Origin of the sequence: Rhodanobacter sp. Col0626, assembly GCF_049994385.1 — a bacterium.
In the GTDB taxonomy this organism is placed as follows: Bacteria; Pseudomonadota; Gammaproteobacteria; order Xanthomonadales; family Rhodanobacteraceae; genus Rhodanobacter.
This window is the reverse complement of the sequence record NZ_CP188260.1, coordinates 396266-409610: the sequence shown is the minus strand read 5'-3', so window position 1 is coordinate 409610 and position 13345 is coordinate 396266. Positions and strand designations below refer to the sequence as shown.

Sequence of the window (13345 nt, the reverse complement as noted above, 5' to 3'; positions counted from 1 at the left end):
GCCATCCCGACACGCCAGCGAGAACGGGCCTCCACCGGAGAGGCCGCCGTGATCACCTGTGCACCCGAACAAGTCCCGCATCTTTCGTTGCTGCCGCCGACATTGCACCGCACTGGCACCACGCGGCGGCGCACGCTGGCGGTCGGCGTGATCGGCCCCGGCCGGGTTGGCAGCGCGCTGCTGGAACAGCTGCGCGCCGCGCAACCTCGGCTCGCGCGCGACAACGGGCTGGAACTGAAACTCTGCGGCGTGGTGGCCAGCAAGCGCATGTGGCTGGACTGCGACGACGCCGAGCTCAACGCACGCCACGACGGCGCGCAGATCTGGCGGCCGAACGACCTCGATGCCTTCGCCGAGCACGTGCGCGGCAACGACGGTCGCCACGCGCTGCTGGTCGACTGCAGCGCGAACGACGAGGTGGCCGCGCACTACCCGCGCTGGCTGGCCACCGGCCTGCACGTGGTGACGCCGAACAAGCTCGCCGGCAGTGGACCGCTGCCGCGTTGGCAGGCGATTCGCGCAGCCTGCGCCAGCGGCGCGCGTTTCCGCTACGAAGCCACCGTCTGCGCCGGCCTGCCGGTAGTGCAGACGCTGCGCGACCTGCTCGACACCGGTGACGAGTTGCTGGCGGTGGAAGGCATGTTCTCCGGCACGCTGGCCTGGCTGTGCAACCGCCACGACGGCCGGCAGACATTCTCCGCACTGGTGCGCGAGGCGCATGCGCTGGGCTATACCGAACCGGATCCACGCGATGACCTGTCCGGCATCGACGTGGCACGCAAGCTGGTGATCCTGGCGCGCGAGGCGGGCTGGCCGCTGTCGCTGGAGGATGTCGCGGTGGAAAGTCTGGTGCCGCACGCATTGGCTGCGTTGCCGCTCGACGGCTGCATGCAACGACTGCACGAACTGGATGCGCCGATGTCCGCTCGGCTGGCCGAGGCACAGGCCATCGGCGGCGTATTGCGTCATGTCGCCGGCCTGGATCGCCATGGCCGCGCTCGTGTGAAGCTGGTGGTGCTGCCGGCGAAACACTCGTTCGCGCATACCCGACTGACCGACAACATCGTGCAGTTCACCACCCGTCGCTACTGCGATAATCCCCTATCGGTGCAAGGCCCCGGCGCCGGCCCCGAGGTGACCGCCGCCGGCGTGTTCACCGATCTGCTGCGCATCGCCGAGTCGCTGGAGGCGCGCGCATGAACCTCTTATTGTCGGAACCCGCCATGGCTGCACCGCGCAGTGTCAAACGTCCACAAGTCGCCTGCGCCTTCGCGCCCGCCAGCGTTGGCAACGTCGGGGTCGGCTTCGACCTGCTCGGCCACAGCGTGGCCGGTGCCGGCGACCGCGCCGAGGTACGCCGCATCGACGAGCCGGTGGTGCGTATCGCGTCGATCCGCGGTTGCGTCACCGACCTGCCCACCGATCCGCGCGCCAACACCGCCGGCACCGCCCTGCTCTCGCTGCGCAAGGCGCTGGGCCTGCAGCACGGATTCGAACTGGTGCTGCACAAGGGCATCGCGCTGGGCTCCGGCATGGGTGGCTCGGCGGCGTCGTGCGTGGCCGCGCTGGTCGCCGCCAATGCGCTGCTGGCCCAACCATTGCCGCGCGAGTCGCTGTACGGTTTCGCGCTGGACGGCGAGGCGGTGGCCAGCGGCAGCCGCCACGGCGACAACCTCGGCTCGATGCTGCTCGGTGGCCTGGTGCTGGCCACGCATGATCGATTGCTGCGCATCGACGTGCCTGCCGCGTGGCACTGCGCGCTGGTGCATCCGCATGTGGTGCTGGAGACGCGCAAGGCCCGCGCGGCGCTGGCCGGCGACTACGCCCTCGGTGAATTCGTGGCACAAAGCAGCAACCTCGCCCTGGTGCTGGCCGGTTGCTACCGCAGCGACGCCGCGCTGGTGCGCGAAGGACTGAAGGACGTGCTGGTGGAACCGCGCCGCGCGCCGCTGATCCCGAACTTCGCCAGGGTGAAACAGGCTGCGCTCGACCATCACGCGCTCGGCGCCAGCATCTCCGGCGCCGGTCCCAGCGTGTTCGGCTGGTACGACAACCGCGCCGATGCCGAAACTGCCAGCGTGGCGATGCAGGCCGCGTTCGCCGACGCCGGGCTGGATAGCGATGCGTGGGTGTCGCCGATCAACGGGCCAGCCGCCGCGTTGATCGACTCCCTCGACGAGGCGTAGCCATGAGCACGATCTGTGGGAGCGACTTCGGTCACGACACTCCCGAACCTCATCGCCCGACCGTCGCGGCTGAAGCCGCTTCCACAAGACCCTCGCGATCACGCACCCGGCAGTCGAAGCACGCATGAGCGAACCGTTGCGTTACCACAGCACCCGCAGTGCCGGAACCGTGCCGATCAGTCAGGCGATCGCCGCCGGTCTGGCGCCGGACGGTGGCCTGTACGTGCCCGAATCCCTGCCGCGGATCGACCTGGCCGCGTTCGATCCGCACGGCACGCTGGCCGATACCGCCGCCACCTTGTTGATGCCATTTTTCGCCGGCGATGCACTGGCCGATGAACTGCCGGCGATCTGCGCCGAAGCCTTCACCTTCGATGCGCCCCTGCGCACGCTGCCTGCCCATCCAAACACGCAGATGCTGGAGCTGTTCCACGGCCCCACGTCCGCCTTCAAGGATTTCGGCGCACGCTTCCTCGCCGCCTGCCTGCGCCGGTTGCCACGCAGCGACACACGGCCGCTGACGATCCTGGTCGCCACCTCGGGCGATACCGGCGCGGCGGTGGCCGCCGCGTTCCATCGCCAGCCAGGCATCCGGGTGGTGATCCTGTATCCCGACGGCCTGGTTTCGCCGCGTCAGGCGCACCAGCTCGGCTGCTTCGGCGACAACGTCAGTGCGCTGCGCGTAGCCGGCCGTTTCGACGACTGCCAGCGCATGGTCAAGGCCGCACTCAACGATGCCGAATTGCAGGCCGCGGTGCCCATGTCATCGGCCAACAGCATCAGCCTCGGCCGCCTGCTGCCGCAGATGAGCTACTACGCGCACGCCGCGCTGGGCTGGTGGCGCGAACACGGCGCGCCGCTCAGCTTCATCATCCCCACCGGCAACCTCGGCAATGCCATGGCGTGCCTATGGGCACGCGAAATGGGTTTGCCGATCGGTGAAGTTCGTCTCGCCTGCAACGCCAACACCACCCTGCCCGATTATTTCGCCGGCAAGCCCTACCAATCGCGCGAAGCCATCGCCACCATCGCCAATGCGATGGACGTCGGTGCTCCCAGCAACTTCGAGCGTCTGCGCTGGACCTACCCCGACGAGACGCAACTGCGCCACCTGCTGCAGGCACGCAGCGTGGACGATGCGGCGATCCGCCAGACCGTCGCCCGGCATGCCCGCGAGCACGGCGAGGCGTTCTGCCCGCACACTGCCACCGCGATGCACTTGCTTGATCGCCTGCGCACGGACGGCGACGCCGAGCCCTGGGCCGTGGTCGCCACCGCGCATCCGGCGAAATTCGAGAGCGTGGTGGAACCGCTGCTCGGCCACCCGCTCGACATACCCCCGGCCTTGGCTGCAATGCTGGCGCGCAGCGCCAGCGCCGAGCCGATGACCGCCGATAACACCGCGCTGCGGGAGTGGCTGCTGGCACATGACGAGGCCAAATTTCCTGTAGGAGCGACTTCAGTCGCGATGCCCTGAGGTTGGTCGGACTGGAAGCTGTCACGGCCGAAATCGCTCCCACAGGGAGGTTCGGCCAGCCATACGCGTGCGCATCGCAAAAATCGTATGGACGGCTGGCCGTCCATACTCACCAAACGCGTCATCAACAAATGATTTCAGATAAAACTGTTGACGCGAGGTTTTGAACTCGCGTATGGTCGATGACATGTCGCAGCGCAACAGCCACCACAGCATCGCCAAAGGAAACCGTCTCGCGACGGTTGCCGGCTTGCTGCAGGCTCGCGGCACGCTCCTTCTTACCCTCGTACTCGTACTCCTTATTACCAACGGAGGTGCGGGCTGAGGGCATGTGTCCAGGTAAATAAGAAAACCTGAAAACACCCAAAAAACCCCGCACCCGGTAACGGATGCGGGGTTTTTTTGTGCCTTCGGCGCCGCCCACAGCGGAGCCATGATGAAAAACCCCGACCAGCAAAACAGCCCCGCAAGCGACGACGACGTAGTCGCCGAACGCGTGCGGATTTTCGACACCAGCCTGCGCGACGGCGAGCAGGCGCCCGGGTTCTCGATGGATCGGCGCGCCAAGCTGCGCATGGCGCAGCAGCTCGAATCGCTGGGCGTGGACATCCTCGAAGCCGGCTTTCCGCAGGCTTCGCCGGACGATTTTGCCGCGGTCGCGGAAATCGCCGGCACGCTGAAACACACCACCGTGTGCGCACTGGCGCGCTGCCAGGACGGCGACATCGACAGCGCCGCCCGCGCGCTGCAATCGGCATGCCATTCGCGCATCCACCTGTTTCTGTCGACCAGCCCGCTGCATCGCGAGCACAAGCTGGGCATGAGCAAGGCGCAGGTGCTGGACACTGCGGTGCGCGCGATCGAACGGGCCCGCGGGCTGTGCCACGAAGTGGAATTCTCTGCCGAGGATGCGTTGCGCACCGAGCCCGAATTCCTGGTGGAAATCTTCAGCGCCGCCGTCGCCGCCGGCGCCACCACGCTGAACGCGCCGGACACGGTGGGCTACACCACGCCGACCGAGATCGTCGAACTCTTCGAGTACCTGCGACGCCACGTCCGCGGTGCGGACCGGGTGGTCTTCTCCAGCCATTGCCACGACGACCTGGGCATGGCGGTGGCGAACAGCCTCGCCGCGGTGAGCGCGGGTGCGCGCCAGGTGGAGTGCACCATCAACGGCATCGGCGAGCGCGCCGGCAACGCTGCGCTGGAGGAAGTGGTGATGGCGCTGAAGGTGCGCGCGCCGCACTTCGGCGTCGACACGCGCATCGACACGCGCCAGCTGTATCCCACCTCGCGCCTGCTCACCGAGCTGACCGGCCAGGCGGTGCCGCGCAACAAGGCGATCGTGGGGGCCAACGCGTTTGCGCACGAATCGGGCATCCATCAGCACGGCATGCTGAAGCATCGCGGCACCTACGAAATCATGCGGCCGCAGGATGTCGGCATCGCCGAAACGAGTCTGGTGATGGGCAAGCATTCCGGCCGCGCCGCCCTGCGCCAGCGCCTGCAGGTCATGGGTTACACACCGGACGATGCGGCGCTGGATGAGATCTTCACCCGCTTCAAGACGCTGGCCGACCACGGCCGCGAGCTGCACGACGAAGACCTGGAAGCGCTGGCGCTGGGCCACGACCCGCACGCTGGTGGCCCATGGCATCTGGTGCAGCTGCACGCCAACTCGCACCTGGGCGGCAGCGCCTCGGCCTCGGTGAAGCTGGCGCACGACGACGGCCACCAGATCGGTGAGGCGGCGATCGGCGACGGCCCCGTGGATGCGGTGCTGCGTGCGATCGAGCGAGCCACCGGCACGCCGCTGGAACTGACCCGCTTCCAGATCGATGCCCTCGGCGAAGGCGCCGACGCCCAGGGCCATGCCCAACTGAGCGCTCGCCACGCCGCGCGCGACTGGCGCGGTCACGGCAGCAGCACCGACATCGTCGAAGCCGCCGCGCTGGCCGCGCTGGTGATCGTCAACCGGATCGAACGGCAGACGCCGGCCACTGCCGCGGCCGTCAAGCAAGCCAGGGGAGTCACTGCATGAGCAACACGCCTTTCGTCTGGCATAACGGCCGGATCAAGCCGTGGGCCGAGGCCAACGTCCACGTCAGCACGCACGCGCTGCACTACGGCTCGTCCGTGTTCGAGGGCGAGCGCGTCTATGCCACGCCGCACGGCCCGGCCTATTTCCGCCTGGCCGACCACACACGGCGGCTGTTCGAGTCGGCGCGCGTCTACGAGATCGACGTCGGCTACAGCGAGGACGAAATCAACGCCGCCTGCCTGGAGCTGATCCGCGCCAACGCGATGGCGTCGGCCTACGTGCGGCCGATCGTGTTTCGCGGTGCGGGCGGCCTGGGCGTGCTGGCGAAGGACGACGCACCGGTAGAGGTGGCGCTGATCGCACTGAACTGGGGTGCCTACCTGGGCGAGGCGGCCGAACGTGGCGCCGACGTCTGCGTGTCGTCATGGCACCGTCCCGCACCCAACACCCTGCCGAGCTGGGCCAAGGCCGGCGGCAATTACCTCAACAGTCAGCTGATCGGGCTGGAGGCGCGCCGCAACGGCTACGACGAAGGCATCGCGCTGGGCCACAACGGCCTGCTCAGCGAGGGCGCCGGCGAGAACCTGTTCGTGGTTAAGCACGGCAGGTTGCTCACACCACCGTCCAGCGCCGGCATCCTGGCCGGGATCACCCGCGACAGCGTGATCACCCTGGCGGCCGATCTGGGCATCACGATGGAAGAGCGCGAGCTGCCGCGCGAGGCGCTGTACTCGGCCGACGAAGTGTTCATGACCGGCACCGCCGCCGAGATCACGCCGGTTCGATCGGTCGATCGCAAGCCGATCGGCAAGAGCGCGCCCGGCCCGATCACCAAGGCCTTGCAGCAGGCGTTCTTCGGATTGTTCGACGGTCGCACCGAGGATCGCCATCGCTGGCTCAGCGTCGTCGATGCCGTCGTCCCCGATCGCGCGGATCAAACGCCGGCCATCCATGGTCGAGCTCCCCATCAACAGCCAGTACCCATGGAGGCATCGGCATGAGTGCACGCACCCTGTTCGAAAAAATCTGGGACGCCCACGTCGTCGCCGCCGAAACCGCCGACACGCCGGCGATCCTCTACGTCGACCTGCACCTGGTGCACGAAGTTACCTCGCCGCAGGCCTTCAGTGAACTGCGCGAGCGCGGACTGAAACTGCGCCGACCCGACCGCATGCTGGCCACGCTGGATCACTCCACGCCAACCCTGCCGACGAATGCCGACGGCAGCCGTCCTTACGCGAACGCCGAGGCGCAGGCGCAGGTTGCGCAACTGGAAAGCAACTGCCGCGAGTTCGGCGTCGAGCTGCATGGCTGGGACAGCGCCGACCGCGGCATCGTGCACGTGATCGGTCCCGAGCTGGGCGCAACGCAGCCCGGCATGACGATCGTCTGCGGCGACAGCCACACCTCGACACACGGTGCATTCGGCGCCTTGGCCTTTGGCATCGGCACCACCGAGGTCGGCCACGTGATGGCCACGCAGTGCCTGCTGCAGCGCCGACCGAAGACCATGGCGATCCATGTGGACGGCCAGTTGTCCGCCGGCGTGGGCGCGAAGGACCTGATCCTGCACATCATCGGCACCATCGGCGTCGATGGCGGCACCGGCTACGTGCTGGAGTACTGCGGTGCGGCGATCGAAGCGCTCACGATGGACGAGCGCATGACCGTCTGCAACATGTCGATCGAAGCCGGCGCACGCGCCGGATTGATCGCGCCGGACGAAACGACGTTTGAATGGCTGAAAGGTCGCCCGCGTGTGCCGCACGGCACCGCGTGGGACGGGGCCGTCGCGCAATGGCGCGCACTGCGCAGCGACGACGGTGCGCGCTACGACCGCGAGGTGCGCATCGACGCCGGTGCGGTGAAACCCACTGTCACCTACGGCACCCATCCTGGCATGGCGATCGCGATGGACGCGCCGGTGCCGGCCGCCACCAACGCGCAGGAACGCCGCGCGCTCGACTACATGCAGAGCCGGCCCGGCCAGCCGATGCAGGGCACGCCGGTGGACGTGGTGTTCGTCGGCAGCTGCACCAACTCGCGCCTGTCCGACCTGCGCGAAGCGGCGCGCGTGCTGCACGGTCGGCGCATCGCCGATGGCGTGCGCATGCTGGTAGTGCCGGGCTCCGAAGCGGTGCGTCGCGATGCCGAGCGCGAAGGCCTGCACCACGTGTTCACCGCCGCCGGCGCCGAGTGGCGCGTGCCGGGTTGTTCGATGTGCATCGCGATGAACGGCGACCTGGCCCAGCCCGGGCAACTGGTGGTGAGCACCTCCAACCGCAACTTCGAAGGCCGGCAGGGCAAGGGCGCACGCACCGTGCTGGCCAGCCCCGCCACCGCCGCCGCCTCCGCCCTGGCGGGGCGCATCGCCGATCCGCGTGAGTACCTGGTGGAGGTGGCGGCATGAAGGTGACGCTTTTCGTTGTGCTCTCTCCCTTGCAAGCCCCCAAGGGGACTTCCTTCGATCGCAGAAAGGGTTGGGGCGGGGTCGCTCGTGCCGGAGAAGCTTTACCCCCTCCCAACCTTCCCCTGCAAGCAGGCGGAGGAGCAGAAGTTTCCACGAGGATTCCCGCATGAAATCCGTGACCCGCCTCCACTCACGCACCGCCGTGCTGGTCGACGAGAACATCGACACCGACCGCATCATCCCGGCGCGATTCCTCACCACCACCACCCGCGAAGGACTGGGCAAGCTGTGCTTCCACGACTGGCGCTACCACGCCGACGGCAGCGACAACCCGGCCTTTCCGCTGAACCAGCCGGAAGCACACGGCTGCTCGATCCTCGTCGCCGGACGCAATTTCGGCTGCGGCTCCTCGCGCGAACACGCGCCGTGGGCACTGCTCGACTACGGCATCCAGGCGGTGCTGTGCAGCGAGATCGCCGACATCTTCCGCGGCAACGCACTGAAGAACGGCCTGCTGGCGATCGTCATCGACGAACTCGAGCACCGCTGGTTGCTCAAGCATCCCGGCATCGAACTGGTGATCGACCTGCGTGAGCAGTTCATCGCGCTACCCGACGGTGGCCGCATTCCGTTCCGGTTGGAGCCATTCGCGCGGCACTGCCTGCTCAACGGTGTCGATCAACTCGGTTATCTGCTGCAACACGCCAATGCGATCTCACATTACGAACAACAGCACCAGGAGCAAGCGGCATGAAAGCACGCATCGTCACCCTGCCCGGCGACGGCGTCGGCCCCGAGGTCACTGCCTCCGCGGTAGCCGTATTGAAGACCGTGGCCGCACGCTACGAGCACGTGTTCGCGTTCGAGGAACAGTTGATCGGCGGTATCGCGATCGACACCACCGGCGAACCCTTGCCGGCCGAGTCGCTGGCCGCATGTCAGGCCGCCGATGCGGTGTTGCTGGGTGCCGTTGGCGGTCCGAAATGGTCCGATCCGAATGCACCGGTGCGGCCCGAACAAGGCTTGCTGGCCCTGCGCGCTGCACTGGGTGTCTACGCGAACCTGCGCCCGCTGCAGGTGCATCCGGCGCTGGCCGACCTGTCGCCGCTGAAGAACGAGAAGCTGGAGAACGTCGACGTGCTGTTCGTGCGCGAACTCACCGGCGGTGCCTACTTCGGCGCCAAGACCCGCACGGCCGATACCGCCACCGACGAATGCAAATACACCGTCGCCGAAGTCGAGCGCGTGGTGCGCCGCGCGTTCGAGCTGGCGCGCGGCCGTCGTCATCACGTCACCTCGGTGGACAAGGCCAACGTGCTGGAAACCTCGCGGCTGTGGCGCAGCACGGTGCAGCGCATCGCCGCCGACTATCCCGACGTGAAGGTCGAGCACCAGCTGGTCGACTCGATGGCGATGTTGCTGTTGACCCAGCCGAACCGCTACGACGTGGTGGTCACCGAGAACCTGTTCGGCGACATCCTCACCGACGAAGCAGCTGCACTGGCCGGTTCGCTGGGTCTGCTGCCGTCGGCCTCGCTGGGCGAAGGTCGGCGCGGACTGTACGAACCGATCCACGGCTCCGCCCCGGACATCGCCGGGCAGGCTGTGGCCAACCCGATCGGCGCGATCCTCTCGACCGCCCTGCTGCTGCGTCACTCGCTGGGCCTGGAAGCGGAAGCGGTCGCGGTCGAGTCGGCGGTCGAAAAGGTACTTCGGCATGGCCCGCACAGTCGCGACATCGGCGGCAGCGCCGGCACCGACGAGGTGCGCGACGCGGTACTTGCCGCGATCGAGGATCACGCCGACAACGCCGCTGCGTTCTTCTGCGGAGCACGCGCATGCGGCTGATGTCACACCCGGTTTCCCAAGCGGGCACAAGGACGTGTCCGTATTTTCTGCTGCCCCCTGCGTGCTTCCGGCGGGAACGGTTCGTGGTCGCCGTGATGGCGCCTATCCCTCTTCCGTTCCGCCTACCTCCCTCTGCACGCAGGGGGCGCTTCTCTTCCTTCAGCCCGTGGAACCGCCATGCGCAGTGATCTGATCAAGAGCGGCCCCGGCCGCGCCCCCGCCCGCGCGATGCTGCGCGCCACCGGACTGAATGACGCCGACATCGCCAAGCCGCTGGTGGCCGTGGTGCACACCTGGTCGAACGTGAGCCCGTGCAACCTCAACCTGCGCGAGCTGGCGCTCGAGGCGGCGGCCGGCATCCGCGCCGCCGGCGGCACACCCGTGGAGTTCAACACCATCGCGGTGACCGACGGTATTGCGATGGGCACGCCTGGCATGCGCGCCTCGCTGATCAGCCGCGAGGTGATCACCGACTCGATCGAGCTGGCGGTGGACGGCCACTGCCTCGATGCGATGGTGGTGCTGTGCGGTTGCGACAAGACCATCCCCGCCGCCGCCATGGCGATGGCGCGCCTGGACATTCCGGCTGTCGCACTCTACGGCGGCACCATCGCGCACGGCACCCACGACAGCCATCCGATCACCATCCAGCAGGTATTCGAGGCGGTCGGCGCGCACGGTGCGGGCAGGATCAACGACGATGAACTGAGCGCGGTCGAGCGCGACGCCTGCCCGGGCGCCGGCGCGTGCGGCGGCCAGTTCACCGCCAACACGATGGCGATGGTCCTTTCCACGCTGGGCCTGTCGCCGCTGGGTTACAACGACATCCCCGCCACGCATCCAGCCAAGGGCGCGGCCGCATTCCGCTGCGGCGAGCTGGTGATGGAATGCCTGCGCGCGAACCGCACGCCACGCGAGCTCATCACGCGCACCTCGATGCGCAATGCCGCACGCATGGTCGCCGCCACCGCGGGATCTACCAACGCGGTGCTGCATCTGCTCGCCATCGCCCGCGAGGCCGGCGTCGCGTGGACGCTGGAGGATTTCGAGCCCGCGTCGGCGCACACGCCGGTGATCGCGGACCTGCTGCCCGGCGGCCGCTACACGGCGGTCGAGATGTTCGGCGCCGGCGGCAGTGCACGAGTGGCGCAGGAACTGATCGCCGCCGGCATGCTGGAGGACACGCCCACCGTCACCGGCCAATCGCTGTTCGACGAAGTCGCCGCCGCGCCACGTGCCGAAACGCAGGACGTGGTGCATCCGGTGGACGCGCCGCTGAAGCCGCGTGGCGGCTACTCGATCCTGTACGGCAACCTCGCGCCGGAAGGCTGCATCCTGAAACTTGCCGGGAAAGGCGCCACTCACTTCGAAGGCCGCGCCCGCGTGTACGAAAGCGAGGAGGAGGCGTTTGCCGCGGTGCAGGCCGGCGCCATCGCCAACGGCGACGTGATCGTGATCCGCAACGAAGGCCCCGCCGGCGGCCCCGGCATGCGCGAGATGCTCGGCGTCACCGCCGCGCTGATCGGCCGCGGCCTCGGCGATGACGTGGCGCTGATCACCGACGGTCGTTTCTCCGGCGCCACCCACGGCTTCATGGTCGGCCACATCTCACCCGAAGCCGCGCGCGGCGGACCGATCGCGCTGCTGCACGAAGGCGACCGCATCGTGATCGATGCCGCGCGCCGTGAAATCGCCACCGACGCCGACCTCGTCGCACGTCGCGCCAACTGGCAACCACCCGCACCGAAGGTCAGCCGCGGCGCGCTGGCCAAGTACGCGCTGCTGGTCGGTTCCGCTTCCGACGGCGCCACCACGCATCCCGATACCTCCGTGTCCACACCCAGCCACATCCACACCGAAACCCACCAGGGAGTCACCGCATGAGCAGCAACAACACCCTCGCTTCATCCCGCATCGCCGTGCTCGGCTACGGCAGCCAGGGCCGCGCGCACGCGCTGAACCTGCGCGACTCCGGCCTCGACGTCGTGGTCGGCCTGCGCCCGAACGGCCCGACCTGGCACAAGGCGAAGGCCGACGGCTTCAAGGTCGTCGAACCGGCCGAGGCGGTGAAAGGCGCCGACCTCGTCGCCGTGCTGACCCCGGACATGGTGCAGCCGACGTTGTACCGGGAATCGATCGAACCGAACATCAAGCCCGGCGCGGCTCTGCTGTTCGCGCACGGTTTCAACGTGCATTTCAAGCAGATCGAACCGCGCGCCGACATCGACGTGATCCTGGTCGCACCGAAAGGCCCCGGCGCGCTGGTGCGCAGCGAATACGAGCGCGGCCGCGGCGTGCCGTGCATCTGGGCCGTGCACCAGGACGTCAGCGGCCACGCCGAAGCCAGAACCAAAGGCTATGCCGACGGCATCGGCGGCGGTCGCGCGATGATCATCCAGACCGACTTCAAGGAAGAAACCGAGACCGACCTTTTCGGCGAGCAGGCCGTGCTGTGCGGCGGCGCCAGCGAGTTGGTGATCAAGGGTTTCGAGACCCTGGTGGAAGCCGGCTACCAGCCGGAGATCGCCTATTACGAAGTGATGCACGAGCTGAAGCTGATCGTCGACCTGTTCTACGAGGGCGGCCTGGCCAAGATGTTGCAGTTCGTCTCCGAGACCGCGCAGTACGGCGACTACGTCAGCGGACCGCGGGTGGTCGACGCCGGCACCAAGGCGCGCATGAAAGAGGTGCTCACCGACATCCAGGACGGCACCTTCGCGCGCAACTGGATCGCCGAATACCAGGCCGGCCTGCCGAATTACAAGCGCCTGAAGCAGGCCGACCTCGAGCATCCGATCGAACAGGTCGGCGCGAAGCTGCGCGCACGGATGCCGTGGCTGCAGCCGAACGCGGCCAAGCCCGTCGTCGAACCGCTGAAGAAAGTCGGCTGACCGACACCGGACTGCCCGCGCCGAATCGCCTGAAAAGAACCGCGGGCAGTCCTTCCCATCACCTGCAGAACAACACGAGGTTTGCCATGAAACGTTTTCATATCGCCCTGGCCGTTGCCGACCTGGACGCCTCCATCGCCGATTACAGCGCCCGCCTGGGCCAGCCGCCGCAAGCGGTCGTCGCCGACGCCTACGCGATGTGGCGCACCGACCAGCTCAACTTCTCGATCAACCAGCAGCCCGAGCGCGCCGGCCAATTGCGCCACGTGGGCTTCGAAGATGACGACACCCACGGCTTCAGCTGCGACGCCGACGTCAACGGCATCCCGTGGGAGCGCTTCTCTGCCGTGGCGCAGGACCTGCGCATCATTTCGACCTACGGCGTTCCCGCCCGCGAGCCTGTCGCGGACGAGCTGATCCGCAACTAGGCCGTCATCGGCATGCCCAGGAACCCAACGTGACGACACCATCGACGACAGCCAGCGCTGCCCA

12 protein-coding genes are annotated in these 13345 nt (G+C 67.8%); 11 read left to right on the top strand and 1 reads right to left on the bottom strand.

Going from position 1 to position 13345, the window contains the following annotated elements; all coding sequences use genetic code 11:
- Nucleotides 1-48 precede the first annotated feature (48 nt).
- The 3 genes from ACPPVV_RS01625 to thrC all read left to right on the top strand — a co-directional run bounded on the left by ACPPVV_RS01625 (nucleotide 49) and on the right by thrC (nucleotide 3663).
- Entirely contained in the window at nucleotides 49-1200 is a 1152-nt protein-coding gene (locus ACPPVV_RS01625; protein ID WP_426701741.1) for a homoserine dehydrogenase, read from the top strand.
- Nucleotides 1197-2186 carry a homoserine kinase gene (locus tag ACPPVV_RS01620; RefSeq protein WP_426701740.1) on the top strand — a complete coding sequence of 330 codons (990 nt, stop codon included), beginning with the start codon at nucleotides 1197-1199 and terminating at the stop codon, nucleotides 2184-2186. Before ACPPVV_RS01625 ends, ACPPVV_RS01620 begins: the two co-directional genes overlap by 4 nt.
- A 124-nt stretch (nucleotides 2187-2310) precedes the next feature.
- Nucleotides 2311-3663 (top strand): threonine synthase, encoded by a 1353-nt coding sequence (gene thrC / locus ACPPVV_RS01615; RefSeq protein WP_426701739.1) that lies wholly within the window; start codon nucleotides 2311-2313, stop codon nucleotides 3661-3663.
- A 124-nt stretch (nucleotides 3664-3787) separates the two neighbouring features.
- Here thrC and ACPPVV_RS01610 read toward each other — a convergent pair whose 3' ends face one another.
- Entirely contained in the window at nucleotides 3788-4087 is a 300-nt protein-coding gene (locus ACPPVV_RS01610; protein WP_426701738.1) for a hypothetical protein, read from the bottom strand.
- A 12-nt stretch (nucleotides 4088-4099) separates the two neighbouring features.
- Here ACPPVV_RS01610 and ACPPVV_RS01605 point away from each other — a divergent pair, with 12 nt between their 5' ends.
- The 8 genes from ACPPVV_RS01605 to ACPPVV_RS01570 all read left to right on the top strand — a co-directional run bounded on the left by ACPPVV_RS01605 (nucleotide 4100) and on the right by ACPPVV_RS01570 (nucleotide 13281).
- Nucleotides 4100-5704, top strand: coding sequence for a 2-isopropylmalate synthase (locus tag ACPPVV_RS01605; protein WP_426701737.1), 1605 nt, complete (start codon nucleotides 4100-4102; stop codon nucleotides 5702-5704).
- Entirely contained in the window at nucleotides 5701-6705 is a 1005-nt protein-coding gene (locus tag ACPPVV_RS01600; protein ID WP_426701736.1) for a branched-chain amino acid transaminase, read from the top strand. The genes ACPPVV_RS01605 and ACPPVV_RS01600 overlap by 4 nt, the downstream gene beginning before the upstream one ends.
- The gene (gene leuC / locus ACPPVV_RS01595) at nucleotides 6702-8114 is read left to right on the top strand and encodes a 3-isopropylmalate dehydratase large subunit (RefSeq protein ID WP_426701735.1); all 1413 of its coding nucleotides are present in this window, start codon (nucleotides 6702-6704) and stop codon (nucleotides 8112-8114) included. The genes ACPPVV_RS01600 and leuC overlap by 4 nt, the downstream gene beginning before the upstream one ends.
- Nucleotides 8115-8280: 166 nt before the next feature.
- Complete coding sequence (gene leuD / locus ACPPVV_RS01590; RefSeq protein ID WP_426701734.1) at nucleotides 8281-8868, top strand: 3-isopropylmalate dehydratase small subunit; 588 nt, start codon at nucleotides 8281-8283, stop codon at nucleotides 8866-8868.
- A complete protein-coding gene (leuB, locus tag ACPPVV_RS01585) occupies nucleotides 8865-9962 on the top strand; it encodes a 3-isopropylmalate dehydrogenase (RefSeq protein WP_426701733.1) in 1098 nt (365 codons plus the stop codon). Before leuD ends, leuB begins: the two co-directional genes overlap by 4 nt.
- A gap of 177 nt (nucleotides 9963-10139) precedes the next feature.
- Entirely contained in the window at nucleotides 10140-11846 is a 1707-nt protein-coding gene (gene ilvD, locus ACPPVV_RS01580; protein ID WP_426701732.1) for a dihydroxy-acid dehydratase, read from the top strand.
- Entirely contained in the window at nucleotides 11843-12853 is a 1011-nt protein-coding gene (gene ilvC / locus ACPPVV_RS01575; RefSeq protein ID WP_426701731.1) for a ketol-acid reductoisomerase, read from the top strand. Before ilvD ends, ilvC begins: the two co-directional genes overlap by 4 nt.
- An 86-nt stretch (nucleotides 12854-12939) precedes the next feature.
- The gene (locus ACPPVV_RS01570; RefSeq protein WP_426701730.1) at nucleotides 12940-13281 is read left to right on the top strand and encodes a hypothetical protein; all 342 of its coding nucleotides are present in this window, start codon (nucleotides 12940-12942) and stop codon (nucleotides 13279-13281) included.
- The last annotated feature ends 64 nt before the right edge of the window (nucleotides 13282-13345 follow it).